This window comes from Peribacillus sp. TH16 (genome assembly GCF_016651095.1).
Taxonomy (GTDB): domain Bacteria; phylum Bacillota; class Bacilli; order Bacillales; family DSM-1321; genus Peribacillus; species Peribacillus butanolivorans.
On record NZ_JAEKEM010000002.1, the window covers coordinates 1,050,344 to 1,074,088 of the forward strand.

General features: G+C 38.4%; 30 protein-coding genes. 7 read left to right on the forward strand and 23 right to left on the reverse strand.

Annotated features, from left to right (window positions below; translation table 11 throughout):
• Window positions 1–31 precede the first annotated feature (31 nt).
• From mraZ to JFV29_RS05015, 4 genes are all read right to left on the reverse strand, one after another.
• Window positions 32–463: a division/cell wall cluster transcriptional repressor MraZ gene (mraZ, locus tag JFV29_RS05000; protein WP_053345229.1), complete on the reverse strand. Its 432-nt coding sequence runs from the start codon at window positions 461–463 to the stop codon at window positions 32–34.
• A 342-nt stretch (window positions 464–805) separates the two neighbouring features.
• Window positions 806–2,434, reverse strand: coding sequence for a bacillithiol biosynthesis cysteine-adding enzyme BshC (gene bshC, locus JFV29_RS05005; protein ID WP_201181550.1), 1,629 nt, complete (start codon window positions 2,432–2,434; stop codon window positions 806–808).
• 109 nt (window positions 2,435–2,543) lie between these two features.
• A complete protein-coding gene (locus tag JFV29_RS05010) occupies window positions 2,544–2,936 on the reverse strand; it encodes a DUF3397 domain-containing protein (RefSeq protein WP_053345227.1) in 393 nt (130 codons plus the stop codon).
• 4 nt (window positions 2,937–2,940) lie between these two features.
• The gene (locus tag JFV29_RS05015) at window positions 2,941–3,825 is read right to left on the reverse strand and encodes a 2-dehydropantoate 2-reductase (protein WP_201181552.1); all 885 of its coding nucleotides are present in this window, start codon (window positions 3,823–3,825) and stop codon (window positions 2,941–2,943) included.
• Window positions 3,826–4,287: 462 nt separating this feature from the next.
• Between JFV29_RS05015 and JFV29_RS05020 the strand changes: the two genes are divergently transcribed.
• A complete protein-coding gene (locus JFV29_RS05020; RefSeq protein WP_053345225.1) occupies window positions 4,288–4,779 on the forward strand; it encodes an N-acetyltransferase in 492 nt (163 codons plus the stop codon).
• A 40-nt stretch (window positions 4,780–4,819) separates the two neighbouring features.
• Here the strand turns inward: JFV29_RS05020 and JFV29_RS05025 are convergent, their stop codons facing one another.
• The 4 genes from JFV29_RS05025 to JFV29_RS05040 form a co-directional block, all read right to left on the reverse strand.
• On the reverse strand, window positions 4,820–5,437 hold the full coding sequence (locus JFV29_RS05025; protein WP_201181553.1) for an RsfA family transcriptional regulator: 618 nt from the start codon (window positions 5,435–5,437) through the stop codon (window positions 4,820–4,822).
• A 78-nt stretch (window positions 5,438–5,515) separates the two neighbouring features.
• On the reverse strand, window positions 5,516–6,280 hold the full coding sequence (locus tag JFV29_RS05030; protein ID WP_201181554.1) for an enoyl-CoA hydratase/isomerase family protein: 765 nt from the start codon (window positions 6,278–6,280) through the stop codon (window positions 5,516–5,518).
• Between the two features lie 152 nt (window positions 6,281–6,432).
• Window positions 6,433–6,606 carry a 50S ribosomal protein L32 gene (rpmF, locus tag JFV29_RS05035; protein WP_034313929.1) on the reverse strand — a complete coding sequence of 58 codons (174 nt, stop codon included), beginning with the start codon at window positions 6,604–6,606 and terminating at the stop codon, window positions 6,433–6,435.
• Between the two features lie 65 nt (window positions 6,607–6,671).
• Window positions 6,672–7,193 (reverse strand): YceD family protein, encoded by a 522-nt coding sequence (locus JFV29_RS05040; protein ID WP_201181555.1) that lies wholly within the window; start codon window positions 7,191–7,193, stop codon window positions 6,672–6,674.
• A gap of 218 nt (window positions 7,194–7,411) precedes the next feature.
• Between JFV29_RS05040 and JFV29_RS05045 the strand changes: the two genes are divergently transcribed.
• Window positions 7,412–8,620 (forward strand): nucleotidyltransferase, encoded by a 1,209-nt coding sequence (locus JFV29_RS05045; RefSeq protein WP_201181556.1) that lies wholly within the window; start codon window positions 7,412–7,414, stop codon window positions 8,618–8,620.
• A gap of 125 nt (window positions 8,621–8,745) precedes the next feature.
• Here JFV29_RS05045 and JFV29_RS05050 read toward each other — a convergent pair whose 3' ends face one another.
• Window positions 8,746–9,771 carry a SepM family pheromone-processing serine protease gene (locus JFV29_RS05050; protein ID WP_056526530.1) on the reverse strand — a complete coding sequence of 342 codons (1,026 nt, stop codon included), beginning with the start codon at window positions 9,769–9,771 and terminating at the stop codon, window positions 8,746–8,748.
• On the reverse strand, window positions 9,761–10,558 hold the full coding sequence (locus JFV29_RS05055) for a patatin-like phospholipase family protein (protein WP_053345219.1): 798 nt from the start codon (window positions 10,556–10,558) through the stop codon (window positions 9,761–9,763). The genes JFV29_RS05050 and JFV29_RS05055 overlap by 11 nt, the downstream gene beginning before the upstream one ends.
• A gap of 313 nt (window positions 10,559–10,871) precedes the next feature.
• Here JFV29_RS05055 and ylbJ point away from each other — a divergent pair, with 313 nt between their 5' ends.
• Window positions 10,872–12,092 (forward strand): sporulation integral membrane protein YlbJ, encoded by a 1,221-nt coding sequence (gene ylbJ / locus JFV29_RS05060; protein ID WP_201181557.1) that lies wholly within the window; start codon window positions 10,872–10,874, stop codon window positions 12,090–12,092.
• A 42-nt stretch (window positions 12,093–12,134) separates the two neighbouring features.
• Here ylbJ and coaD read toward each other — a convergent pair whose 3' ends face one another.
• Both coaD and rsmD read right to left on the reverse strand, forming a co-directional pair.
• On the reverse strand, window positions 12,135–12,626 hold the full coding sequence (coaD, locus tag JFV29_RS05065) for a pantetheine-phosphate adenylyltransferase (protein WP_053345217.1): 492 nt from the start codon (window positions 12,624–12,626) through the stop codon (window positions 12,135–12,137).
• A complete protein-coding gene (gene rsmD, locus JFV29_RS05070) occupies window positions 12,627–13,202 on the reverse strand; it encodes a 16S rRNA (guanine(966)-N(2))-methyltransferase RsmD (protein WP_201181559.1) in 576 nt (191 codons plus the stop codon).
• 476 nt (window positions 13,203–13,678) lie between these two features.
• Here rsmD and JFV29_RS05075 point away from each other — a divergent pair, with 476 nt between their 5' ends.
• A complete protein-coding gene (locus JFV29_RS05075; RefSeq protein WP_201181561.1) occupies window positions 13,679–14,068 on the forward strand; it encodes a DUF7147 family protein in 390 nt (129 codons plus the stop codon).
• A gap of 54 nt (window positions 14,069–14,122) precedes the next feature.
• Here the strand turns inward: JFV29_RS05075 and JFV29_RS05080 are convergent, their stop codons facing one another.
• Window positions 14,123–14,398, reverse strand: coding sequence for a YlbG family protein (locus JFV29_RS05080; RefSeq protein ID WP_048684554.1), 276 nt, complete (start codon window positions 14,396–14,398; stop codon window positions 14,123–14,125).
• Between the two features lie 138 nt (window positions 14,399–14,536).
• On the opposite strand from JFV29_RS05080, the gene JFV29_RS05085 reads away from it, so the two are divergent.
• Window positions 14,537–14,866 (forward strand): hypothetical protein, encoded by a 330-nt coding sequence (locus tag JFV29_RS05085; protein ID WP_201181564.1) that lies wholly within the window; start codon window positions 14,537–14,539, stop codon window positions 14,864–14,866.
• A gap of 43 nt (window positions 14,867–14,909) precedes the next feature.
• Here JFV29_RS05085 and JFV29_RS05090 read toward each other — a convergent pair whose 3' ends face one another.
• From JFV29_RS05090 to JFV29_RS05105, 4 genes are read right to left on the reverse strand one after another with little or no spacing between them, the layout of a single operon-like run.
• Entirely contained in the window at window positions 14,910–15,359 is a 450-nt protein-coding gene (locus JFV29_RS05090) for a YlbF family regulator (RefSeq protein WP_201181569.1), read from the reverse strand.
• Between the two features lie 60 nt (window positions 15,360–15,419).
• Window positions 15,420–15,845 (reverse strand): hypothetical protein, encoded by a 426-nt coding sequence (locus JFV29_RS05095; RefSeq protein WP_201181571.1) that lies wholly within the window; start codon window positions 15,843–15,845, stop codon window positions 15,420–15,422.
• Window positions 15,846–15,905: 60 nt separating this feature from the next.
• On the reverse strand, window positions 15,906–16,148 hold the full coding sequence (locus JFV29_RS05100; RefSeq protein WP_053345212.1) for a YlbE-like family protein: 243 nt from the start codon (window positions 16,146–16,148) through the stop codon (window positions 15,906–15,908).
• A 24-nt stretch (window positions 16,149–16,172) separates the two neighbouring features.
• Window positions 16,173–16,607 (reverse strand): YlbD family protein, encoded by a 435-nt coding sequence (locus JFV29_RS05105; RefSeq protein WP_201181573.1) that lies wholly within the window; start codon window positions 16,605–16,607, stop codon window positions 16,173–16,175.
• Between the two features lie 134 nt (window positions 16,608–16,741).
• Here JFV29_RS05105 and JFV29_RS05110 point away from each other — a divergent pair, with 134 nt between their 5' ends.
• Window positions 16,742–17,236 carry a PaaI family thioesterase gene (locus tag JFV29_RS05110; RefSeq protein ID WP_201181575.1) on the forward strand — a complete coding sequence of 165 codons (495 nt, stop codon included), beginning with the start codon at window positions 16,742–16,744 and terminating at the stop codon, window positions 17,234–17,236.
• A gap of 40 nt (window positions 17,237–17,276) precedes the next feature.
• Here the strand turns inward: JFV29_RS05110 and JFV29_RS05115 are convergent, their stop codons facing one another.
• Window positions 17,277–18,167, reverse strand: a complete 891-nt coding sequence (locus tag JFV29_RS05115; protein WP_342366264.1) for a CAP domain-containing protein — start codon at window positions 18,165–18,167, stop codon at window positions 17,277–17,279.
• Between the two features lie 488 nt (window positions 18,168–18,655).
• On the opposite strand from JFV29_RS05115, the gene JFV29_RS05120 reads away from it, so the two are divergent.
• Window positions 18,656–19,018, forward strand: coding sequence for a YugN family protein (locus tag JFV29_RS05120; RefSeq protein WP_201181576.1), 363 nt, complete (start codon window positions 18,656–18,658; stop codon window positions 19,016–19,018).
• Window positions 19,019–19,131: 113 nt separating this feature from the next.
• On the opposite strand, the gene JFV29_RS05125 is transcribed toward JFV29_RS05120, so the two are convergent.
• From JFV29_RS05125 to ctaD, 5 genes are all read right to left on the reverse strand, one after another.
• Complete coding sequence (locus JFV29_RS05125) at window positions 19,132–19,593, reverse strand: DUF420 domain-containing protein (RefSeq protein WP_053345207.1); 462 nt, start codon at window positions 19,591–19,593, stop codon at window positions 19,132–19,134.
• Window positions 19,594–19,844: 251 nt separating this feature from the next.
• Window positions 19,845–20,747 carry a cytochrome c oxidase assembly factor CtaG gene (gene ctaG / locus JFV29_RS05130; protein WP_201181577.1) on the reverse strand — a complete coding sequence of 301 codons (903 nt, stop codon included), beginning with the start codon at window positions 20,745–20,747 and terminating at the stop codon, window positions 19,845–19,847.
• A 150-nt stretch (window positions 20,748–20,897) separates the two neighbouring features.
• The gene (gene ctaF, locus JFV29_RS05135) at window positions 20,898–21,233 is read right to left on the reverse strand and encodes a cytochrome c oxidase subunit IVB (protein WP_053345205.1); all 336 of its coding nucleotides are present in this window, start codon (window positions 21,231–21,233) and stop codon (window positions 20,898–20,900) included.
• Window positions 21,234–21,236: 3 nt separating this feature from the next.
• On the reverse strand, window positions 21,237–21,866 hold the full coding sequence (locus JFV29_RS05140; RefSeq protein ID WP_098175429.1) for a cytochrome (ubi)quinol oxidase subunit III: 630 nt from the start codon (window positions 21,864–21,866) through the stop codon (window positions 21,237–21,239).
• Window positions 21,866–23,737, reverse strand: a complete 1,872-nt coding sequence (gene ctaD / locus JFV29_RS05145) for a cytochrome c oxidase subunit I (RefSeq protein WP_053345203.1) — start codon at window positions 23,735–23,737, stop codon at window positions 21,866–21,868. The genes JFV29_RS05140 and ctaD overlap by 1 nt, the downstream gene beginning before the upstream one ends.
• Window positions 23,738–23,745: the final 8 nt, after the last annotated feature.

Consider the following 23,745-nt stretch of genomic DNA (forward strand, 5'->3'; position numbering starts at 1 on the left):
TTATTGAGTAACTCTATTTCTGAGGGCAGCCTTAAATATCAAAGCCAATCATATTTTCTGCTATCTCAGCGAAAGAATCCTCTGAAGCTGAAAAATAGTTTTCCCAAAGGGATTTGCTCCAAATCTCAATACGATTGGTAACACCAAGAATTACACATTCTTTTTCCAATTGGCCATATGAAGTAAGCGGCGTGGGAATATTTATTCGCCCTTGTTTATCTATTTCGCATTCTGTTGCTGCCGAAAAGAAAAAACGGGTAAAGGCTCGGGCATCTTTTTTAGTTAAAGGCAGGGCTTTCAGCTTCTCTTCAAGCAGCTTCCACTCTTCCATAGGGTAACCAAATAAACATTGATCAAGTCCACGGGTCAGTACAAATTGTTCCCCAAGGTTGTCCCTGAATTTAACTGGGACAATCAGACGACCTTTTATATCGATGTTATGATGGTACTCTCCCATGAACATACCCACAACCCCCACATTCTAATCTCAATGTACCACATTCCCCCACCTTTCTCCACTTGTTTTTACTTTCTCCTTATAAGTAAAAATTCCCTTCTTTTCTACTTAAGTTTATTTAGCCAATTTATTTAAAGACAACACCATTTCACTCGAATTAACGCACACTAAGACACAGTCACACTAATACTGTCGAAGGCTTACATGCAAATGGCCACCAACAAAAAAAAGACAGGCTGGCCGCCTGTCTTTCTGCTGATTTTTATACTCCCATTCTTCCTAAAGGTAGGTGAGTCTCTTTATTCAAAATCATTAGCCCACCACTCTCATCCAATCAGGTGAGTTTTTCTACAAAAAAATCAATTTGTGCTGGTTATTAAACTGATAATCCAGTTTCATAATTTCCCGAACAAAATCTGGTCCATATTGATTCAAGTAATAAAAAACATTCCAGATCCTCTCCTGTGGTGATTCCAGAGGATACAGCGAATTTGCTATCCGTTCAAACTTTTTCAATACAACCGAGTGGCGTTCCTTAGTACGGTCACCAATTTTCCCATACATGAAATCCAATTGCTTTTGGATGAATTCGATATTTTTATTCAACATCGGCTCAAGACCTCTATCTAACGAAACAGCGTGCACTGATAGCTTTTCATGATTATCTTCAAGTTGCGATTTCAACTGCCCGAATAATTGATCAATCGTCTCATCCTTCACAGTATCAAGGTAACATCGAACAGCATTCGTGGTTCCTTCAGTCAACACGGTCTCCAACTCGAGTTCTGTTTCCTCAAGATCAGTTTGAACGCCACGCTCTACAAGCGTGATGTTTAACCTCGGAACGATTGGCGGCATCTTCATTGAAAACAACTCAAATGCCTGTTTCAATTCTGCCCAATAAGCAATTTCCCCCGGTCCAGAAATAAAGGCTAATACCGGGAAAAGCATTTCCTGCATAAGCGGACGAGTAATGACATTATTGCTTAGTTGTTCTGGATGACCTTTGGCTATTTGCAAGAGTTCCTGCTCAGAAAATGAAACCTCTCCGTTCTTCCCGCTGAACATACCATCTACCCGTTCGAGTAAACATCGATCTTTTTTATCTGTATCATAATAAAATAAATTAGCTGCCTGTTTATCCATTTCTATCATTTTTGCATAGCCTTGAGCATGCATATATGATTGTTGCTCCACGACAACTTCTGCAATCCGTTCACTTTTTTTAATCATCGATTCAAAGAAGCCTGTTTCTATTTCCCTTAGTTTCGGATCACCAGCATCGACAAGTAAAAGGCCATATTCATGGAACCATTCGTGAATCAGACGGGCAAAAAAGTCGACGAATGTGTTCGATTGCTCGATTGTTTCTTTAATATCAATAAGAAGTTTATTCGTAAAGGCTGTTTCTCCGTAAGTTTCAATGATTTCTTCGAACCACTTCTCTGCCTTTTCCGTATCAAGCTCCATATCCGAAACCATTGTTTTATATGGCTGATATGAAGGGTATGTCTTTTTATTAGGTTTACTGTTTTTCATCACATAAACATGATTGACTTCAGCTAAATCATGATCTTCACCAGCTATCCAAAAAACAGGAATTACAGACTTCCCTAGTTCTTTTTCTTGTTCTTCAGCAAGCTTAATGATTGATATCACTTTATGAATCGTATAAAGTGGACCTGACAATAAACCAGCCTGCTGCCCGCCAATCACGACCACTGAATCGTTACTGCGCAACCTTTCAATATTTCCATTAACAGCATCACTGCTTGGAAAACGAGACATGTATTGTTGTATGTAATCTGATAACTCCCCTCGTAAAAACGAACGGTTCATCAATTCAAGGTATCTATTACGATATATGTCCGGATTGGACAGGTCATAGTGAAAATACTCCTCAGTTTCAAGACGGTTTTGTAAATAGTCCGATGCAAATCGATTTAAAGATGGTAACGCGAGATCTTTCATCTCCATTTCTGTTCTCCCTTTCTCTGCAACTACAATTCTTTTTAGAGTATAACATTCTGTTTTAAGAAAACAAAAGAAGTTGCCCAGCAGCAGAAAATTGATGTTATGTTCTATGTTATGTAGTCAATATCTTCGTAATACTTGTAATCAAACCAATGGAAAATAATAGTAGGTAAGCGCAGAAAAAGAAAGCAAAATTCACTCTCCAAAAACCTTTTAAAACCTTATGAAAAATGATTTCTTCTTTCACCTTATAATGGACAAGAACAACAACAAATGCGTTGACAATCATGATCAGCATGATCACCCAAAGAATATGTATATCCCAAATTGTAATAATTAAATAATGGACTGATAAAACGAAAAGCAATGTACTCATATCCATCGCAAATTGAACGGATCGTCTATGGTTTCCAGTGAATTGTTTAGCACCGATAAAAAATAGAATATACCCTATAAAGGGCAAGGTAATAAAAATCGCAGCAAGACTTGATACAAAGTTCGGCACACCCTCATCCCCCCTGAAACTCTTTTCCTTTAACCATCTTATATAGAGAAGCCGTTACGCAATCACTTTTCTCTTTCCTCTTTGCCTCCGAGAGGATATAACCCAAAATAGCATCGATTTCCGTTTTCCTGCCATTTTCTATGTCTTTAAGCATGGAAGATCGGTTTTCTGCTGTTGCAAAGCATACGGATCTTACATGTTCAAATGACCCCATCTTATTTGGCAATTCTAAAATAGCAGAAATTTCCTCGAAAAGAGCCTGAAACAGCTGATAATAAAAGGGATTACTGATTAATTTTCCATTTTCCACAGATAGTATCGCTGTTAATGGATTAATAACTGCATTAACGATCAGCTTATCTATCAGCATAGAGTGATAGTTCTCACTCTTAGAAAAAGGAAAACGATTGATTTTTTCATCTAATAACGACAGCTGATCAAGACTTCCTTTGAAGGATGCCACCCGCGTGATACCGAGTCCCGTATGCTCCACAGTATTCTGGTCATGTTTCAGTGCCCCATGCTCCACTACCCCAACATAGATGACTGGTGATTGTAGCTGTTTCAAATAAGATATATGTCCATAGCCATTCTGCAAGAATAGCAATGGAACTTGTATTCGTTCAATAACGGGTAAGATTTGCGAAAGGTGATATTGCTTAACAGTTATTATGATAAGATCTTCACTCGATGTACCTTCTTCCATAGCCTTCGAAACTATCCCTGTCAGCAACCGGCTTTCCCCATTCTCAATAAGACACAGACCATCACGATTTATAATGGATGCTTGTTCCATTGTACGAGTATAAAGAGTAACACTATGATTCCCACTCAAACGAGATGCGAACAACAAACCGATTGCCCCGCCCCCTATGATTCCAATTCTCATAATAACCTTCCTTACTTTTTGATATATATTTACTATTTTAACACATTTTCTTTTTTAACCTCATGCGGCGATTCCTCCCCTCGATCGAAGAAACCCCTGCATCGCTATCCCCATGCTCTTTTCCGCTCGCTATAAAAATAAGGGGAGGCGAATTATAAATACGACAGCCTAAGTTTTATTTCCTTCTTTATGAGATAAATTAATGGTATATTAGATATAAAAGCCGAGCCATTTTTTTGACTTTATAGGAACAAAAGATACCTCCAATCTTAAGCCGACGAGAAATCGAAGGAAAAAGGGCGGGGGATACTCGGCTGTAAGCATTTAGTCAGCAAGGATGAATCGATTGATGCCACACTAGATTTATGCCTTAAGCTGGAATTCCACATGATAACTTAGCATTGAGGTACTTTCAAAGGTATTGTTGGAAGAGGTTTATCAGAATTAAGGGGGAGCTTTTTTATGGAATACAAGGTGGAGAGATTACTTGTAAATTTTAAAACGCTTGAGGAATTCAAAAAATTCAAAGAATACGGGATACAGGAACTGTCAATGCTCGATGATTTAGAAGGTAACATCATTGAAAATGACAGCCAATCACCTTTTTACGGTATCTTTTATGGTGACAAACTTGTAGCAAGGATGAGTCTGTACAAAAAAAGTGCTAATTTTGACCAGTATTTTGATAATACAAGAGACTTCCTCGTTCTTTGGAAACTTGAAGTCTTGCCTAACTATCAGAAAAAAGGTTATGGAAGAGCTTTAGTTGAATTCGCTAAAAGTCTGAACATGCCAATCAAAACGAACCCAAGAGTTCATTCACAAGACTTTTGGAAAAAAATGGATTTCTCTGCTGTTTCCTATGATATGGACCGGGACCTTGGAGAAAACCCGCTAATTTGGAGCCCATTTGTCAAACAAGAAGAGAACATTAACATAGATACACAAGAATAAGCTGATAAAAAAAGCGGGCGGATATTTCCACCCGCTTTTTTTATTTATTAACCCTTTCCAAATTTCCGTTTTTATCCATTTGGAAACTAACTTTCGGATTCGCCTTTTCGTCTTCTAGCACACTGAGCTTTCTAGCCCGCTCCATAATTTGCATTAAGGCACGATAATCTTCCTCTACCACTTTCAAGTTTTCTTTCAGCAGTCTATTTTCATCCTGCAAACGATCATTTTCCTGTTCAAGTAAAAGTGAGTGCTCAGAAATTCGTTCTTTTTCCTTACTATCAAGTTGGATTAATTCATCCATTTTCGTTAAATATAATATAACTTCCTGAAGGGTAATAGATTCATTTTCCCTTTCCTCGTTTGTCTTTTGTTCAATAGTCTTGAATTCTGCTACTACAGTTTCCATTTCAAATTCGGTTTCCTTTACAGCCTGTTCTTTCCTTTGCTTTTTGGCCAGCTCAATTCCTGATTTATATTGCTTTCTTACAAAAGAATTCCAACGAAATCCACAAGCGGCTGATGTTCTCGATACCTGCTTCCCTACTTCTTCAAATGCCCTTAACTGTGTACTGCCTTCTCGAATATGCCTTAATACCACTTCAACCAGCAACAAATCCTCATCCTGTGTCCATGCATCTTGTCTCGTAAGTGACATCTCTCTACCTCCCAGCAAGTTTTACTTCATAATATGCACATGCTAGGAAAGATAGAAGAAATATAGAGGGTGTAACATTTATTTTTTCTTGTTTAAAAATCGATCGACTGCAGCATGATGTGCATCAGTCGCCCATAGTTTAGCACATTCACGAATTTCCGCTTCCATTCTTCCTTTAATCCCGCTATCCTTCCATTTCTTGACCAATAATTTTTTATAAGCCATCAGTACTCCTGTCTCATGACGAAGTAAATCTTCTACAAATTCTTCCCATCCATTCGTATCTTCTTCGATTATCTTATCTACGAAACCAAATTCCCTGGCTTCTTCAGCTTTATGTATTTTTGCATCCAACAATAGTTTCAGCGCTTTTTGCTCTGGTATTTTCTCAAGTAAAAGCGAAGCACCGCCCCATCCTGTCGTAATCCCAAGTGTCCCCTGTACAAAACCAAGTTTCACTCCACTTTTTGCCAATCTAAAATCACAAGCAGTCGCTATTTCACACCCGCCACCGACAGCACTCCCATTAAGAAGTGCTAGTGTAGGTTTTGGAAAAACCGCTAGTGTATAAAGAATCTTACCCATTTTTGATAACATGGTAAAGGCCTCTTCCTCTGTGTAGAGGTCATGAAACTCGCTTAAATCCCCACCTGAACAGAATGCCTGAGAGCCTGCCCCTGTCAGGACCAGCATCTTTACTTCGTCGTCGCTTGCCGCTTTTGACAAAACCGCCTCAAGTTCGTCCATTAATTGATAATTCACAGCATTCCTTTTTTCCGGTCTATTAAATAAAATCTTCATGTAACCGCGTACATCCTTTTCAACAATTAGCACCTTATTCATGTAAACACCTTCTCCAATAAATTGTCTGTCAAGCTGCGAAAAATTCTAAATATTCTGCCAAAAATCTTGGTAAAAAAAGCACAGAGAAATATCTCTGTGCTTTGATTAGCGTGTTGCATCAAGAAAGCAAAGCTTTCAAGTAGGTCAAGAAATTATTTTGCGACAACTTCTTTTCCTTTGTATGTTCCACATTCTTTACAAACGTGATGTGAAAGAGTCATTCCACCACAGCTTGGGCATTCTACCATACCAGGTACTTGAAGCTTGAAGTGTGTACGACGTTTTCTTTTTACAGTTTTCGACGTTCTTCTAAAAGGTACAGCCATTATTCCCACCTCCTTAAAAAATATAAAAAAGCTGGAAAAATCGAATTAACGATTTTTCGTTCCAATCAAGATTCTTTATTGTTGTCAAAAAAGTCGGCAAGCTTTGCAAATCTCGGATCAACCTTATGTTTACTTTCTTCTTCAGAAATAACAGCCCAGTCTTTCCCAGATTGAGGAGCAGCTTCGTTCGAATCGACATCCTCACAAAAAACCTGCATCGGAATTTCTAGCAATAAATTTTCTTTAATTACCGGTATAAGGTCTACAACATCGCCTTCCACAACAGTGACATCATCTCCGTAGAAATCAGTGTCTTCTGCCTTTAAAAGAAAGGTTTCCTTTGTATCAATATCAATCGGATATTTCACGTCTACCAGTGTACGGGAGCATGGTAATGTTAATTCACCTGAAAGATGCAAGTGAAAAGTAATCTCGGTCGAGTTGATATCAGCTCTTCCTGCTACTCTAATCGGAGAAACATCGCGAATTTGCGGGTCTCTTTCCTTAATGTCTAAGACATCCACTAGTTCATCAAACCGTAAATCTTTGTCCCGAATTTTTTGAAGTTGACTAATCGTCCATTTCAAATGAAATCACCTCAAGGCAACAAAAATAATTATAGCTTTCAATTATAAGTTTGTCAATATTTTTTCTTTACACTATAATGTAGTCATCCTAACTGATTATCCAAGTTTATGATTCATTTTAAACAAAAAATCACGAAGAATCATTATAGTAATTTTACTTGAAATACTATTTTAGCACTAAGTTGAAAAAATACAAAGTTTTTCTCTGAGGTGAAGGAATGAAAGCTTGCGGTTTAGTAGTCGAATATAACCCTTTTCATAATGGACATGTTTTACATGCTAGAGAAAGTAGAGAAAATACAGGGGCAGATGTCGTGGTAGCGGTTATGAGCGGACCATTCTTACAGCGCGGTGAACCTGCTATTGTCAGTAAATGGGCAAGGGCAGAAATGGCTTTACGCGGCGGCATTGACCTTGTCATCGAGCTTCCCTATGCCTTTGCAACCCAGAAGGCGGAGATCTTTGCAAAAGGCTCGATTTCTCTTTTGGAATACCTTGGCTGCGACTCTTTTTGCTTTGGAAGCGAGGATGGCCGAATTGAACCATTCATAACGGCACATAAAATTCTTTCTGACAATTCTGTAGCATTCGATGCAGCCATTAAATCGGCCATGGATGCCGGTAACAGCTATCCGACAAGTGCCTCCCTGGCTTTTCAATCAATAATCCAAAATGATGATGTTCTGGATTTGACGAAGCCTAATAATATTCTTGGTAAAGAATATGTTAGTGTTGCCCTAAAAAACGGTTTTTCAATTCAACCCTATACGATTCAACGGGTTGCGGCCGGATACCATGAAACACAGTTATCTTCCGAGTCGATAGCAAGTGCAACAGGAATCCGGAAAGCCATCATGGAACAAAAACAGGAATTGGATCCTGTTGCTGGCTATATTCCACAATCAACAAGAATCGGCCTTGAGCATTATTTATCGACCTACCGTACCTTACATGACTGGGAAATGTATTGGCCTATGTTGAAATACCGGATTCTATCCTCTTCACTCATGGAGTTGGCAGAAATTTACGAAATCGAGGAAGGCATTGAGCACCGATTTAAGGAAATGGCAAAACAAGCTACAACCTTTTCAGACTTCATGGCCGCAATGAAGACAAAGCGCTATACCTGGACACGACTCCAGCGGATGTGCGTCCATATTTTCACACATACCTTAAAGGGAAAAATGATACACAATGATCTACCTTCTTATATCAGACTCCTTGGCATGAATGCCCGGGGGCAGGAGTACCTTCGCACCGTCAAGAAAGGCTTGCCGGTTCCGCTCATCTCTAAACTATCAGCATATCAAAAGCATGGCATTGAAACGGACTTACGGGCGGCACAGGTATATGCATTGGGCTTACCTGACCCATATCAAGCTTCCTTAATGAAACGAGAATACGAATCACCAATTATTATCAAATAAAGAAAATACAGGTTGACCCAGGCCGCCAAGTCCCACCAGTTTATTTCGCAGTGAAATTCAGCAGTGTTTTTGACATCGAAATTTAACAAAAAAAAGCGCAAACAGATGAACTGCTTGCGCTTTTTTTATTCTTCTTTTTCCTTTAATTTCGTTAGATAATCTAACGCATCTTCAAAATTGTCAACCGGGACAATTTTCATTTTTGTTTCAATGTCCTTTGCTACAACCAATGCGTCTTCATAATTCGAACCAGCTGCTCCATTTTCATTTGGCGCAAAGAAAATTTCCGCTCCGGACTTATCGGCAGCGACAATTTTCTGCTGAATCCCTCCTATTGGGCCAACTGTTCCATCATCTGACATCGTTCCTGTCCCCGCAATATCGTAGCCTTTTGTGAGATCTCCCTCTGTTAATTGATTATAAATTTCCAAAGAAAACATCAATCCAGCTGAAGGACCACCTATTTGTTCAGAATCTATGGCGATGGCAGGTTTCGTTATGACCCTTCGATTATCATCGAGAGAAATGCCTATCCCAACCCTACTTGGATCATCTTTAAAAGACTGCAACGAGAGATGAGCTGTTTTCTCTGTCTCTTCCCTCTTATACACTAATTCAACTTCGTCTCCAGCCTTTTTCCCATTAATGTAATCCATGAATTCCTCTGCGGACTTAAATTTCACATTATCCACCTGAATGATTTGGTCGCCCGCCTTCAGTTCTTTAGCAGCTGGCATTCCTTTTAGCACGTCCAAAACATATACACCTAAGTATTCGTAATCCACTTCTTTCCCTGCTTTTTCATAAGCTATTTGGATTGCATTATTTTTAGAACCGTCCATCAAATGCAACTGCCTAATATTATATTCTTCATCGGTTTCATCCTCGCTACGAATCGATGTCTCCGGATAAATTTCCTGATAATCACTCCACTTTGCCAGCATATAGGAATAAATATTAGCCTTGCCCATCCTTACCGTGGTCAGCATAAAGCTACCTTCCGCTTCATCACCACCGGAAACCTCAATAATTGGCTCTAATTCTTTAGCCATTCCTGGTTTTGACACATAATAAGGTAGGGAATAAAGAGCAGATGCTATCAGTAGTATAGCGGCCACCAGGAAAGTGCGTACATACATTTTACGGCTCATCTTCAAATGACTCCTTCCAAGTAACAATGCTTTGCTTAATTTGATCGATCTTTCCTCTTGCAGCTTCTTCTCCAATACTAATTATCTCCTGTATGTTTGTAAATGATTTCGAGCTGTATTTCTCAACCCTAGGACGGATCATGACGTCTGAGGCAAATTCCCTGCTTTTAACCAATTCCATTTGAAGGATATCGAGGCTTTGCATGATAACATCATAGATAGAGTTTATCTCCATATCTTGTTTAACATGAGCGACATCTACTCCTATTATGATATCCGCTCCCATATCCTTCACTACAGAAACAGGAACCCTGTCAACAACGCCTCCATCGACAAGGAGTCTATTTCCGATTTTTTCCGGAATGAAGATACCAGGAATTGAGATGCTTGCTCTGACAGCAGGGGCAATAGGACCTTCCTGAAAAATGACTTTTTCCCCAGTTTTTATATCCGTAGCAACCACTGCTACAGGAATATCAAGTTCTTCAAATTTCTTTCCATATGTAAATACTCTAATTAAATCTTTTGTCCGTTTACCTGAAATGAAACCCATTTTAGGTATCGTAAAGTCTAAATAATATTTTCGTTTAAAAGCCCTCGACAGCTTATAGAGCCTCTCAATATCTGAACCTGCGCCATAAAAGGCAGCAACCATCGCCCCCATGCTGCTTCCAGCAATCATATCTATCGGAATGCCTTCTTGCTTCAACACCTTTATCACGCCAATATGGGCAAAGCCTCTTGCTCCTCCAGACCCAAGTGCAAGCCCAATCTTTGGTTTTGACAAAGAAATCCCCCCTCTCTGTAAGAAGTTCAAAATATTGAAATAACACTCATACAAAGTTATGGTCTTAAACAGATTTATAGAAGCATATTGTTTATATTGACAGTGAAACAAGCATGGTAGCACGAACAAAGACTCCCAATGTAATGAAATTGAAATATTACAGCCATTTCTAGTACCTAGTATCTTCATTTTATCATGTTTTTACAATCGATAACCCCTACTGTGCATTACTTTTAGAGAAAAGGAAGTTCGTATTTTATATAGACGAAACGAACTGCCCTTATTTAGTATCCCTTCAAGAGGAGGCTGAACTTTGCTTAAATCAAAATCTAAAACAGTATTATTAGCTCTCACCGTCACGATAATGACAATTGGCTTAATCATTTTCCCCCAGGAATCTTTTGAAGCTTCCAAAGGTGGGCTGAATATGTGGTGGAAAATTGTTTTTCCTTCTCTCCTACCCTTCTTAATTTTCTCAGAGTTATTAATCAGTTTTGGTGTTGTCAGATTCATTGGAGTCATACTCGAGCCGTTCATGCGCCCTTTATTTCGAGTACCCGGAGTGGGCGGTTTTGTCTGGGCGATGGGACTTGCCTCTGGGTTTCCAGCCGGAGCCAAATTCACCGTAAGGCTTCGTCAAGAGAAACAGGTGACCCGCATTGAGGCTGAAAGACTTGTTTGCTTTACTAATTCATCAAATCCATTATTCCTGTTTGTTGCCGTTGCTGTAGGGTTCTTCCATAATCCTCAATTAGGTATCATCCTTGCACTCTCCCACTACCTAGGAAATTTTTGTGTAGGAATTTTAATGCGCTTTTACCGTTGGAAAGAGGAAAAGTCCCAGTCAAAAGGAATCACCAAACTACCTTCCATTAGACAAGCCTTTAGCCAGATGCATCGAACCCGGCTAAAAGAAAAGAGACCATTTGGAAGTTTGCTTGGAGATGCTGTTCTATCCTCCATCCAAACTCTTCTAATGATTGGTGGATTCATCATTCTTTTTTCGGTAGTCAATAAACTTTTATTTCATATGAATATTACCGGACTGCTAGCCTCGTGGGTCGGAGGAATATTACATATTATGAATTTCCCTGATTCTTTAAGCCTCCCGTTCATTTCAGGGTTGTTTGAAATGACTCTTGGCTCAAAATTAACCAGCTCAGTCGAAAATGCGAGCCTCCTTCAGCAGACTGTAATGACAAGTTTCATCCTAGCTTTCAATGGATTCAGCATTCAAGCGCAAGTAGCCAGTATTATAGCCGCAACAGACATTCGGTTCATGCCATTTTTTCTAGCTAGAATAGCACATGGTTTTCTTGCATCCTTTTTCACTGTATTGCTTTGGGGGCCATTCTATAAAGGCAATAATTACAGCGGCAACCCATTCAATGCCTTCCCAGTCAGCGGATCGACAGGTGAACATGCAAGCTCTCTTTATCAGAATATGCTTGATTTTGGCCCGTTGTTAACCCTCGCTTTTTTAACCCTTTACATCATGATATTCGCCAAACGACTATTCAAAGGACTTTCTTAAATAGAAAAAAGAGCATTGCCTAGGTCGGCAATGCTCTTTTTTCTATTCTTTTTGTTGCTCATACTTCTTAGTCAAGGCTTTTTGGACGACAGGAGGCACTAGTTCAGAAATATCACCGCCATATTTCGCAACCTCTTTCACGATACTTGAGCTCAAGAAAGAATATTGATTTTTTGTCATGATAAAGAACGATTCTATGTTATTGTTCAGGAAACGGTTCATTGAAGTTCCCTGCATTTCATATTCAAAGTCAGAAGTCGCCCGTAATCCTCGGATAATCGCATTCGCGGAAACGCTTTCAGCATAGTCGACCGTCAGTCCCTGATAGAAATCCACCTTAACATTTGGCATATGAGCCGTTGCTTCTGTAATTAACTCCAGCCTTTCTTCTACCGTAAACAATGAATTTTTTGCTGAATTGTTCACAATGACCACATATACCTCATCAAATACATTCGCTCCCCTCTGAATGATATCAAGATGACCAAATGTGATTGGATCAAAACTTCCCGGACAAATCGCTATTTTTGACATTCATAGTTCCCCCTGTTCGTTTACGTTCCCCCAATGATAAATCGTAACAGCAATGACACCATAAACTTCTTTTCGCTTAACAGTAAAGTCACCAACTTGCTCAGGCAATGTAACATCATGGCCATGCTCACAAACAATATACCCCGTATTGCTTAGCAATCGGTTTTTATGTATTTCTTCAAGTAAATCCACAAGCTTTTGTTTCTTATAAGGTGGATCAAGAAAGATTAATTGAAAGGTTATTTCCCTTTTCACCAAAGCTTTCAATGCACGTTCTGAATCATTTTTGTAAACCTCTGCACGTTCTGAAAACTTACATATCTCCAAATTTGCCTTAACCGTTTGATTTGCTTTAAAGTCTCGGTCTACAAATATGGCTTTATCCATTCCCCTGCTTAATGCTTCAATTCCTAGTCCACCGCTACCAGCAAACAAGTCAAGTACGAGCCCACCTTCGAAATAAGGACCAATCATATTAAAAATGGATTCTTTAACTTTATCCGTAGTCGGCCGGGTTCCTGTTCCCGGTACAGCCTTTAGTGGTCTTCCTTTACAAATTCCAGAAACGACCCTCATCATTCTCACCACATTTTATGACAAATTTCTGTTACTTTCCTATCCTAACATATTAGAAAAATCTAGCCAATAATAAAAGCCAACCTTCTTCCTAAGACAAACATCAAATTATATTTTCCTACACCCAATTACAACACCTATTCTTCATCCATTCTTTTTATAAATCTCTTACATTTTGAATATTTAAGTTGTATTTGGCAATAATGTGAATAACAACATTCCTTATTAGGTGTTGTTGCCAACCGCGGAGAAGGCTTACGTTTCCCCATAAGTTCTTCCTCCGGTTTCTCCTCTCCCTTTGCCTTCTAGTCCTAAGTTAGACATAGAAGGACCCTGCAGATTTTTGCAGGGCTTTTTTTTTGATAAACCTCCATTACTCGTTGGGCTTTGTCATGATTAGACAATGAAATTGTCCTTCTCTTTTAAAGGAGATAATGATAAAGTAATGAATAATAAGTTAGTTAGGAGAGGTTTAATTGATTCAACGTTTTATTGAACTTGGACAAGGTTATTCTGATATATATGAGCTGCTTGAAGTAGGACGCAATCAAAAGCATCGTGTTGCAAGGCTTTTAGCTCTACACACTACGATAAATGATAAAAAGGTAACTTCATTAGTTGTTGTCATGCAACCTACAGATCCAGGGAAATTCCAGCCGCTTTATATTTGCCGTGAAGGAATTCCGAACCCTCATGTTACCGTAAACAAACGCTATGAGCTTTTTGAGAAATTAGCAGAGGAACTAGATAAATCCATTATTGAAATCGATGTAAAATCTTCAGTCCTCTTTGCAGAAATCGAGTTATACTATCAGCATTTGATTGGTATATTACGAATGAATAGATATCTACCTCCATTAGGTTGAAGAAAAATAGATGTCCTGAATTAAAAAAGCTGACTCCGCATGAGTCAGCTTTTTTTAAATTCCCATCTTATAATCATATTCTTTCGCTTTATCTGGTTTGGAGTTTTCAAATTCCACTTTCAAAAAAGGCTTATAAGATAGGTCAACTTTTTTTACAAACGAATAATTATTCAGCTTTTCTACCAGTGGTTCGACTTCATCCATGTTTGTATAAAGGACTACATATTTCAATTTTTTTGAAACATAATGGATATTCCCGAATTTCCTAAGCATTTTGGCTTGTTTTAATGTATGTAAATAGACGATAATTCCTTGTCTCGCTCCAAGCATATCAATAACTCCCTTTTATAAAGGTTTTAACTAAGTTTAGCATAGCAGAATCTGTACTTTCAACCAAGAAAAAAAGATTATAAACTAAATTCTCTTACTATTATGAATATAAATAATAAGAAAGGAGCCTAAAAAGAGATGGATTTAGACCAAATCTGGAATCAATTTATCGGACATCTAGTAGATAATGAAGAGATAAGCCAAGCCTCGCTAAAGAAAATTACGGGCATTCCATTTATATATATTCATTATTCTCAGAAGGATAAGGAAAACGAAAAAAATAATCTCTTTCTCTTAATAAAAAAAGCAGCAAGCCGTTCAATGAGAGGCAAGCAACTCCATTGCGAAACCATTTTCGTCCGGCAGGAAAACCAATTATTTGTATTCCGCCACCGTTTTTATGTACCACAACAAAAGATGTTTTGCTGTGGGAATCTCTGTCCGGACTGCATTCTATTTAGAAGTTAACACTGCAATAAAAAAAAGCCTGGAAGGACCAGGCTTTTTCCTATTAAGCAGAGCATCCACAACTTCCACCAGTACCGCAACTTCCGGTTGAGCACCCACCTGAAGATACAAAAAATGGATTTCCCGCAGGGGTTTTAACCTGCTCAGAAACTGCCCGGCCAATTCGTCCGCTGATTTCGTCAAGAACGGATTGCAATTCCGTCTCTGCCCTCTTAAACTGGGCAACGGTAGAATGCATATCCATATCTCGTTTAGCTTCTCTAGTCTCTAAATTGATACGTTTGTAGTCCGGATGATATTTACCGAACCTTTGAACATCTTCAAACAGATCCTTTAAAGAAGTAAACTTTGAAATCTTCTGCTGTGCCTCTTTGTCGCTCTGTAATTTATATAAACTAAGGAGATATTCTTCTCCTATTTCAGAATGAAGGATTATTTCAGCTAATCCGTCAGCCTGTTGTAAAATGTCGATAATTTCCATAGTAGCAAGCATAAACAAGCTCACCTCCACCATCATTTTAACATTTCTTACTATCAGATGCTAATGGTTTGATTAAATAGAGGAAGTGATATGTACCTCAAACTCTTTTTGTAATCCTGTTTTTTTACCTGAACCATTTAAAATCTCCAGCTTAATCTTATGCATGCCATTTGGAACATCCTTTAAGATAAAAGCCGCTGTCCGCATATCTTTTTTCTTTTGATTATCAATAGATACCGACACAGTTGCCAATTGTTTAGGATTTGTTTCAGAAAAACCATAATCCTTTAGGTAGCATTCAACATATACAGAGTTCCCTTTCACAAAAGTTTTCACCTGAAAGTTCTCATCCAAATTTTGGACGGTTGATACAGTGGTGGCAGCTTTTAAGTTAGAAACATTTTGTAGAGCTGCTCCTAAATTTTCAGGTTCCGGTATTTTCTTTCCACAACCTGTCGCTGCCATCAACACTGTTAGAACCATAATGAATCTTCTCATATCATCGTCCCCCTTTTGCCTTTATTGTTCGCCAAAAGGAGTAATTTACTCTTTTTTTCTTCATTCTCCTGGAGTATTCATCGCTTGAAACATATGAAGCATCATGGAAGCAACCTGAACGCTTTCTGAAAATTTAGAAACCCGATGTGGTATCGACTTCTCAAAATAGTATTTCGCTTCCGTTTCGAATACGTCCACTTCATGAGGATTCCGCATTAACCTTTTGTACCATGCAGGTTGAACCCTCAAGTAATTACGCATATCTTCATTTGTTTGAATGAATTCATATACATTCTGGCGCATGAAAAGCCCTCCCCTCTTCACTACTTAATCTTTGTTAAAAATGAATGGATTCGCTCTCTGCCCTTTGTCCTTCGGGGGCGGATTGGAATCACCACCTGATTTATTCCCTTGGAAAGCCGATAGCACTCCCTGTATTGCCCCAATTGCCTGATTGGCATTTGTAATATATTGTTGTATCTGACCCATATCCATATTTTTAACTGCACTCATTAACGAACCTATCAACTCCGTACTTTGATCTCCCTTTTCTACCGGCTGTGATTGAGGTTCAGACTTCACTATAGATTCATTCACACTGCCGTCAGCCTGCCAGCGTGAATGATCTTCTCCGAGTAAGTACCATTCTTCAAAAAGTTCCTGCCATGTTGCTTGCTTGTTTCTCACTTCATTTACTAAATAAGGATGCTCCTTGACAAACTCCCGAAATCCATCGACGGAGGGGCGCTTTTTTTTTGCCATTACTCTCACCTCACACTAAGACATCGCCTATGTTCACCATATGCTAAAATGAAATAAAAAGTGCATGGCATTTCTATTCCGAATTTAATTGCATTTCCTTATAGTATAATATTAGAAAATGAGGGGGTATTTTCATGATAGATTTCAGGGATTTAGTCGAAGACTTTCAAAAACTGGCAAAGTCAGCAGATGAAACAGAGTTAGCCGTTTTATCGGGAATAATCTCAGGAATACAAGTAAAAAGAGAACAAAAGAAGTATTCCTATATTTCAAGCCTATTGCAGTTAAATAAGGATGTAAGCCAACAGGATACCTCACTTACAATGACCATGCCTAACACACCACTTGTACATAATGAATTGAACATTACCCACGGCGGAATGATTGCTACCTTGATAGATTCGTGTATGGGAAACCTTGCCAACTCAACAGTTCCAGAAGGGTACGCGACAGTAACGACAGATATACAAGTTCGGTATGTAAAACCCGCTATTGGTGATCACTTAACATGTAAGTGTGAGTTAATACATAGAGGCAATAAAACGATTATCGTCGAAGGAAAGGTATACCGCGATGATGGCGAACTTTGCGCGGTATCGACAGGCAACTTTTTCATCTTGAAAATATAATAATTAGAAAATAAAAACGGATCCCATAAGGGATCCATTTTTATTTTCTTATGAAATTCTGTGTATAATACTTTTTATAAACCCCTACACCCAAACCTGTAAAGTCCTCATTCAGCATCGCATCCCGATGGCCCTTACTATTTAGCCAGCCTTCCATGACTGCCGCTGCATCCACATAATCTTTAGCAATATTTTCACCTGCTGCACTGTATTTAACGTGACCTGCGTTCAGACGCTTTTCCAAATCCCCTTTTGTTTCAGGGACCTTTGTCCCTTCAGGAGTATCCCTCATTTCACGGCTATGAAGGTAAGCAACTTCCGCTGCAGAATCATCCCATTCTAGAGGCTTCAAATCAAATCTGCTACGCATGATATTCGTAATATCGAATATTTGCTGTTCGTTGCCTTCCTCCACCTTTTCCCAGTCTTTCTCAGAAAGATCCTCCACCTTCACAAGCTTACCATGGTAGGTCAACTCATAAGGCTGTTGTTTTAAAAGGGTAGAATCATTCAAAAACCGAACACTTGAAACCGTTCCTGAGAATTTATCTAAATACAACTGTACATGAATATCCCCAAGTTCAATCAAAGGCCTCATGTTCATATCTTCCTCCGACAATTCAAAACGATAGGAACTATCCCCAACCTCAATATCAACAGTTGGTTCTACATACAAACTAGAATAGATGGCATCAATGGATTGTCCGATTTTAAATGGCGCAACATTAACCTTATCACCTATACCATATGCAGAAACCACTTTTTCATTTTCAATGGCTAATTGAAAATAATTACTATAGTCTTTTTTATAAACCCACCAATCATAGCCATAAGCGGACATATCAATTCGATCAGGTTCTCCGAATTCTTTTTCTATCTCTTTCGCATTTTTCCCAATTGTAACTGCCAAACCTTCTGTAGCTTCAGTCACCTCTTTTTCAGAAGAAGTACTTTTCTCATTTATATGTTCATTAGGGTTAACACCTTTGTTACCATCAATTAGGGGATTACCTTCATCTTCACCGCCGATATTAAGATAAATACCGATTACAAAAAAATAATAATTAATACCGTTACCTTACCTAACCCGCGCAGAGGAACACTCCCTCTCTCTATCTAATTTATGTATACAATGCTCACATCTTTCTTTCCTGATTATATCATTGTTCAATCATAATTTTCTAATTTACAATGGAATGCCACTCCATTTAATTTATTTTTAAAAAGTGTAACTTTTGTGAATGATGAAAATACCATGTTTGAGTTCATTGCAACTTCCACCATTTCGTACTATTATAAAATATAGGATAAAATGGTATATTATAAACATACTGGAGAATTATTTAAATATTTTATGTACATAACATTTTCCTGGTATGTCATTTTAATTCTCAAATGTAAACATAGGAGGTACTACTCGTGAAATTTGAAAGCTTTGGAATCGAGAACATCACAGCCGACTTAAACCGACTAGATGACCTAATGCCGCAATATGGTTTAATACGTGCAGAACAATGGGATTACGAAAGAGTTAGTTTCGATCGTAAATTTGAAATAAAAGAAGGCACGTTCTATCTGCGAATACTTGGCTTTGCTACAGAAGGCGATGTAGGCGCTCACAGAGCCGTCATCAAACTAATGGTTCCTCTATTAGGAAAACACTATTATCCACACGGCGTTGAATACGGCGAAGGAGAGGACTTCCCTGCTTCATTAGTGAAGCAAAGTGAAAAAATCCTTGCTCAGATCAAAGAAGAACTCACACAATTTAATGGCCTGTAAAAGCCTTTAGCAAAAAATACAGTAAAAAAAGAGGGTGTCTATAGATGCTCTCTCTTTTTTTAATACCTATAACAAAAGCCTGATGCTTTTTTGCACCAGGCTTTTTCTTTGTTTTAAAACCCTAGAATTGCCTTTATTAAAGATGTTGTTTCTCCACCGTGATAAATGACATAAAGCAGAATATAAACGGCTACTCCAGTGATTCCAGTGAAGAACCAAATAATACTTGTCGTAGGCCCAATTTTTTTATGGATGGCAAAATTGCCTTTAAACCCAGTGGTAAGCATAATAATTCCAAGAACAGCTCCTGTCGTAGCAAGCGTTATGTGGAAAATCAAAAAAATCGTATAGTAAATTTTAATGTCATCAGGTCCACCAAATGACGTACTGCCAATAAAGACTGTTCGTGAAAGGTAGATAGTGAAAAAGATTACCGCAAAAACTGCAGCTACCATCATTGTCTTCTTATGGGTCTCGATTTTGCGCTGTTTAATTTGATACCAGCCTATTGCAACAGTGATGGCACTTAATACAATGAAAGCTGTACTTATCGTTGGAAGGATTGGTAAAGACATAAGAATTGTAGTCCTCTCTATATTTATTAATCAACTACCATTTTATAAGAGGTAATCATAAAATACAATAAAATCAAGGATTTTTAACAGAATGCTCACTTTTATAGAAAAGCTAAGACTAATCACTAGCTTTTACGATTTATAAAAAAGGTGGCCTCTTATCCCTATTAAAGTCTTCGTTAGGCAGCACCGTAATGGCGATGACATCATAAAAAACTTGTCCGTTACTAGACAAGTCCTTTATGATACGACTATTCTACAGTCTGAAATTCTGAAGGAATCGGATCAATCCCATTTTGCTCTCCATTTTCCTTCTTGAACCATGCAAAGAAAATGACTCCTAAAACATATCCTAAAACGATTTCTTGAATAACCTTCATAAGTACCCCGCCAAGCTGCTGGTCTTCAAGTAACGGCAGCCCATTAAACATTTCTGGACCACTGAGTGATAAATTGGACAATGCTGAAGCAGGCACGCAAAGCTCCATCGCACTGGCCCATGATTCCGCATTCGTAAACGTATCATACATCGGATAATTAGCAAAAATGATTAATGCACAAGCTGGTGTCATTAAAATACCACTGCCAAAAATATAAGCTACTTTTTTAACACCTGATAGACTTTCTTGTTCTGGAAGTTGATTAACAAGAGGAAACCACATCAGAACTGCAGTTGTAAATAAGATCGCCGTGTAGCCAGCATGAAACCATATCCCCGTTTTAATAAAGTCAAAAACTAACGGGATATGGTACAAAGAGAAAAGGACATTAAATAGTAAAAGAGCCACGAGGGGTTTCGTGAAATACTGAAATAACGGTTTCACTCCCCTTGAACCTATGAAAGATCTCCAGAACCAGTCTGGTATCGCAATGATAAATAATGGCGGAATCACCAAGTAAAGCAGAGCCATTTGAAACATATGGGCACTGAACATGATATGACTCAATAAATCCAGCGGGGAACCCTTTACCATATAAAGAAGGAACATTGCTATTAAGAAATAAGTTACCTGCTTTACGGAAAGCGATGAACTACCCGGAAACTTCCCTCTGTATTTTGTCGCCAACCAAAAATATCCAACCGTTATAAGTACGAGGGCGGCAAAATAGTATGGACTCCACAAAGCACGAAAGCCGAAAATATCAATAGACAAAAAATCACCTCGTCATAAACTTTTTCTTACTTTCATTATACCTAAAATAAAAATTAGTAACAAATATAGATAAAGTTGGATTATTTTCCTAACAAATGAATGAGACATAAGAAAACCGGCTATTAATCAATAGCCGATTTTCTTTATGGTTTATAACCAAACAATCGTTGTGAAAACAAGGACAGTTATTAAGCCGACTGCAAGGCCAGAGAATAAAAACAATGCAATAGTACCATGCCCTTTGTGCTTCATATGCATAAAATAATACAATTGGAAAACCACTTGTACGGCTGCCAGTAGCAAAATGACTGGTTTAATGAACCAATGTGAAAATCCTTCAATTCCAACTGCAGCAAAAGCAATTAATGTAAAGAAAATCATAAGTGTAAATGATATCACTTGATGTTTCATCTCTTCAGCATTTTTCTTACGGCGATATTTTAAATCGACATTCGGGTTCGCTGAATTTGATTGTTCATTCGCCATCAGTTATCCCACCATTCCCATTAAGTATACGACTGTAAAGATAAACACCCAGACTACGTCAATGAAATGCCAATATAGACTCGCAACATAAAATTTAGGCGCATTATATAAATTCAAGCCCCTTCTTGCATTACGAACCATCAGCGAAATAATCCACATCAAACCGAAAGCAACGTGTCCTCCGTGAAAGCCGACTAACGTATAGAAAGCGGAGCCGAACGCACTACTCGTAAAAGTATGATGATATTCATGAACATAGTGATTAAATTCATAAATCTCAAGACCTAGGAAAGCAAAACCAAGTGCAACCGTAATCACAAGCCAAGCCTGCATTTGTTTAAAGTGATTATTTTTCATATGATACATTGCATACACACTAGTTAATGAACTAGTCAATAACAGCATAGTCGCAACAAAAGTAAGTGGTAATTCGAATAAATCTTTTGCTAGGGCTGCATCACCATTTGGAACTTTATCCTTTAAAGCAAGGTAAGTTGCAAATAGTGAGGCGAATAATACCGTCTCTCCACCAAGAAACAACCAGAATCCCAAATACTTATTTTTACCTTCTAAAGTCGCTTTCTCGGGAGAAGCAGGCCAAGTAGCATCCGTGAATCTTTCATCTGCTTGCATTATGCCTTACCTCCCTTATCTTTATCGTCCATAAGGTCTTCTTTATGAATATGGTATCCATGATCGTCTTTAACGGAACGGATTAACATTGAACCAAATGTAATCAAAAGTCCAACAATGATTATAGGTAGGGTCCATGTCTTATCATCCATATTATATAAAGCACCGAATGCGGCTACAAATAAACCGAAAGCAATCGTTAGAGGAAGAATAGATGAATTTGGCATATGGATATCCCCAAGTGGTTCTGCAGGAGTCATTTCCGTTTTTCCTTCCATTTTTTCAACCCAGTAAGGATCTAAACCACGCACAAGCGGAAGTTGTTTGAAGTTATAAAATGGCGGTGGTGATGGAATAGCCCATTCAAGCGTACGACCATCTCCCCATGGATCATTGCCTACTTTTTCATTTTTCACAGATGTAATGATTATATTGATGACCATTACCAAGACACCAAATGCCATTAAGAAGGCTCCAACGGTACTAATCATATTACCTGTATTGAGACCTTGATTGTCCAAGAATGTAAATACGCGACGAGGCATCCCCATTAGCCCTAAGAAATGTTGAATAAAGAATGTTAGATGGAAACCAATTAAGAACGTCCAAAATGTGATCTGCCCCAATTTTTCATTTAACATAGTTCCAAACATCTTCGGCCAATAGAAATTGATTCCAGCCAATAAACCTAATACAACTCCACCGACAATTACATAGTGGAAATGTGCAACAACGAAATAACTATCATGGTATTGATAATCAGCAGGTGCGGATGCGAGCATGATACCTGTTACGCCACCCATTGTAAATGTAGGAATAAAGGCAACTGCATAAAGCATTGGAACCGTGAACTTGACGCTTCCTCCCCACATCGTAAAAATCCAGTTGAATATCTTAATACCTGTTGGTACAGCGATAGCCATGGTAGCCACCGCAAAGATTGCATTTGCGATAGGACCTAAACCAGTGGTAAACATATGATGGGCCCAAACCATGAAACCTAAGAAACCGATTAAAACGGTTGCAAATACCATCGATGAATAACCAAATAATCTTTTTCTAGAGAATGTCGCAAAAATTTCAGAAAAAATACCAAACGCCGGAAGAATCAGAATATATACTTCTGGGTGACCGAATATCCAGAATAAATGCTCCCAAATAATCGTATTACCTCCAGCTGCTACATCAAAGAAATTTGAGCCAAACATCCGATCAAACATCATTAACACTAATCCTACAGTAAGTGGAGGAAAAGCAAATAATATTAATGCAGAAACAACAAACGTTGACCATGTAAACAGCGGCATACGCATGTAGGTCATACCTGGCGTACGCATATTTATAATGGTTACAAGGAAGTTGATCCCTGCAATTAATGTTCCCAGTCCGGATATCTGTAATCCTAGGACGTAAAAATCAATACCATGGCCTTCAGAGTGCAGAGAAAGTGATGCATACGATGTCCAGCCTGCATCAGGTGCTCCTCCTAGAAACCATGAAAGATTTAAGAATATACCTCCAAAGAAAAATAACCAAAAACCTAATGAGTTTAAAAATGGGAACGCAACATCACGAGCCCCTATTTGTAATGGCACAACTGCATTCATTACAGCGAATACTAATGGCATGGCTGCCAGGAATATCATCGTCGTGCCGTGCATGGTCAAAATTTCATTATAAAATCCGGCACTTACAAAGTCATTATTTGGGATTGCAAGCTGGATACGAATAAACATCGCTTCCAAACCGCCGATCACAAAGAACAATCCGCCAGAAATAAGATATAAGATGGCGATTTTCTTATGGTCTACCGTTGTCAGATAATCCCAAATCGTAGCGCCAAATCCTTTTTTATTAGCGTACGTACTCACGATTTAAC

Excerpts from the sequence above, each read along its gene's own strand:
- mraZ (WP_053345229.1), bottom strand. The coding sequence starts at position 463 with ATGTTCATGGGAGAGTACCATCATAACATCGATATAAAAGGTCGTCTG.
- bshC (WP_201181550.1), bottom strand. The coding sequence starts at position 2,434 with ATGGAGATGAAAGATCTCGCGTTACCATCTTTAAATCGATTTGCATCG.
- JFV29_RS05015 (WP_201181552.1), bottom strand. The coding sequence starts at position 3,825 with ATGAGAATTGGAATCATAGGGGGCGGGGCAATCGGTTTGTTGTTCGCA.
- JFV29_RS05020 (WP_053345225.1), top strand. The coding sequence starts at position 4,288 with ATGGAATACAAGGTGGAGAGATTACTTGTAAATTTTAAAACGCTTGAG.
- JFV29_RS05025 (WP_201181553.1), bottom strand. The coding sequence starts at position 5,437 with ATGTCACTTACGAGACAAGATGCATGGACACAGGATGAGGATTTGTTG.
- JFV29_RS05030 (WP_201181554.1), bottom strand. The coding sequence starts at position 6,280 with ATGAATAAGGTGCTAATTGTTGAAAAGGATGTACGCGGTTACATGAAG.
- rpmF (WP_034313929.1), bottom strand. The coding sequence starts at position 6,606 with ATGGCTGTACCTTTTAGAAGAACGTCGAAAACTGTAAAAAGAAAACGT.
- JFV29_RS05045 (WP_201181556.1), top strand. The coding sequence starts at position 7,412 with ATGAAAGCTTGCGGTTTAGTAGTCGAATATAACCCTTTTCATAATGGA.
- JFV29_RS05050 (WP_056526530.1), bottom strand. The coding sequence starts at position 9,771 with ATGAGCCGTAAAATGTATGTACGCACTTTCCTGGTGGCCGCTATACTA.
- coaD (WP_053345217.1), bottom strand. The coding sequence starts at position 12,626 with ATGTCAAAAATAGCGATTTGTCCGGGAAGTTTTGATCCAATCACATTT.
- rsmD (WP_201181559.1), bottom strand. The coding sequence starts at position 13,202 with ATGAGGGTCGTTTCTGGAATTTGTAAAGGAAGACCACTAAAGGCTGTA.
- JFV29_RS05080 (WP_048684554.1), bottom strand. The coding sequence starts at position 14,398 with ATGCTTGGAGCGAGACAAGGAATTATCGTCTATTTACATACATTAAAA.
- JFV29_RS05085 (WP_201181564.1), top strand. The coding sequence starts at position 14,537 with ATGGATTTAGACCAAATCTGGAATCAATTTATCGGACATCTAGTAGAT.
- JFV29_RS05090 (WP_201181569.1), bottom strand. The coding sequence starts at position 15,359 with ATGCTTGCTACTATGGAAATTATCGACATTTTACAACAGGCTGACGGA.
- JFV29_RS05095 (WP_201181571.1), bottom strand. The coding sequence starts at position 15,845 with ATGAGAAGATTCATTATGGTTCTAACAGTGTTGATGGCAGCGACAGGT.
- JFV29_RS05100 (WP_053345212.1), bottom strand. The coding sequence starts at position 16,148 with ATGCGCCAGAATGTATATGAATTCATTCAAACAAATGAAGATATGCGT.
- JFV29_RS05105 (WP_201181573.1), bottom strand. The coding sequence starts at position 16,607 with ATGGCAAAAAAAAAGCGCCCCTCCGTCGATGGATTTCGGGAGTTTGTC.
- JFV29_RS05110 (WP_201181575.1), top strand. The coding sequence starts at position 16,742 with ATGATAGATTTCAGGGATTTAGTCGAAGACTTTCAAAAACTGGCAAAG.
- JFV29_RS05125 (WP_053345207.1), bottom strand. The coding sequence starts at position 19,593 with ATGTCTTTACCAATCCTTCCAACGATAAGTACAGCTTTCATTGTATTA.
- ctaF (WP_053345205.1), bottom strand. The coding sequence starts at position 21,233 with ATGGCGAATGAACAATCAAATTCAGCGAACCCGAATGTCGATTTAAAA.
- JFV29_RS05140 (WP_098175429.1), bottom strand. The coding sequence starts at position 21,866 with ATGCAAGCAGATGAAAGATTCACGGATGCTACTTGGCCTGCTTCTCCC.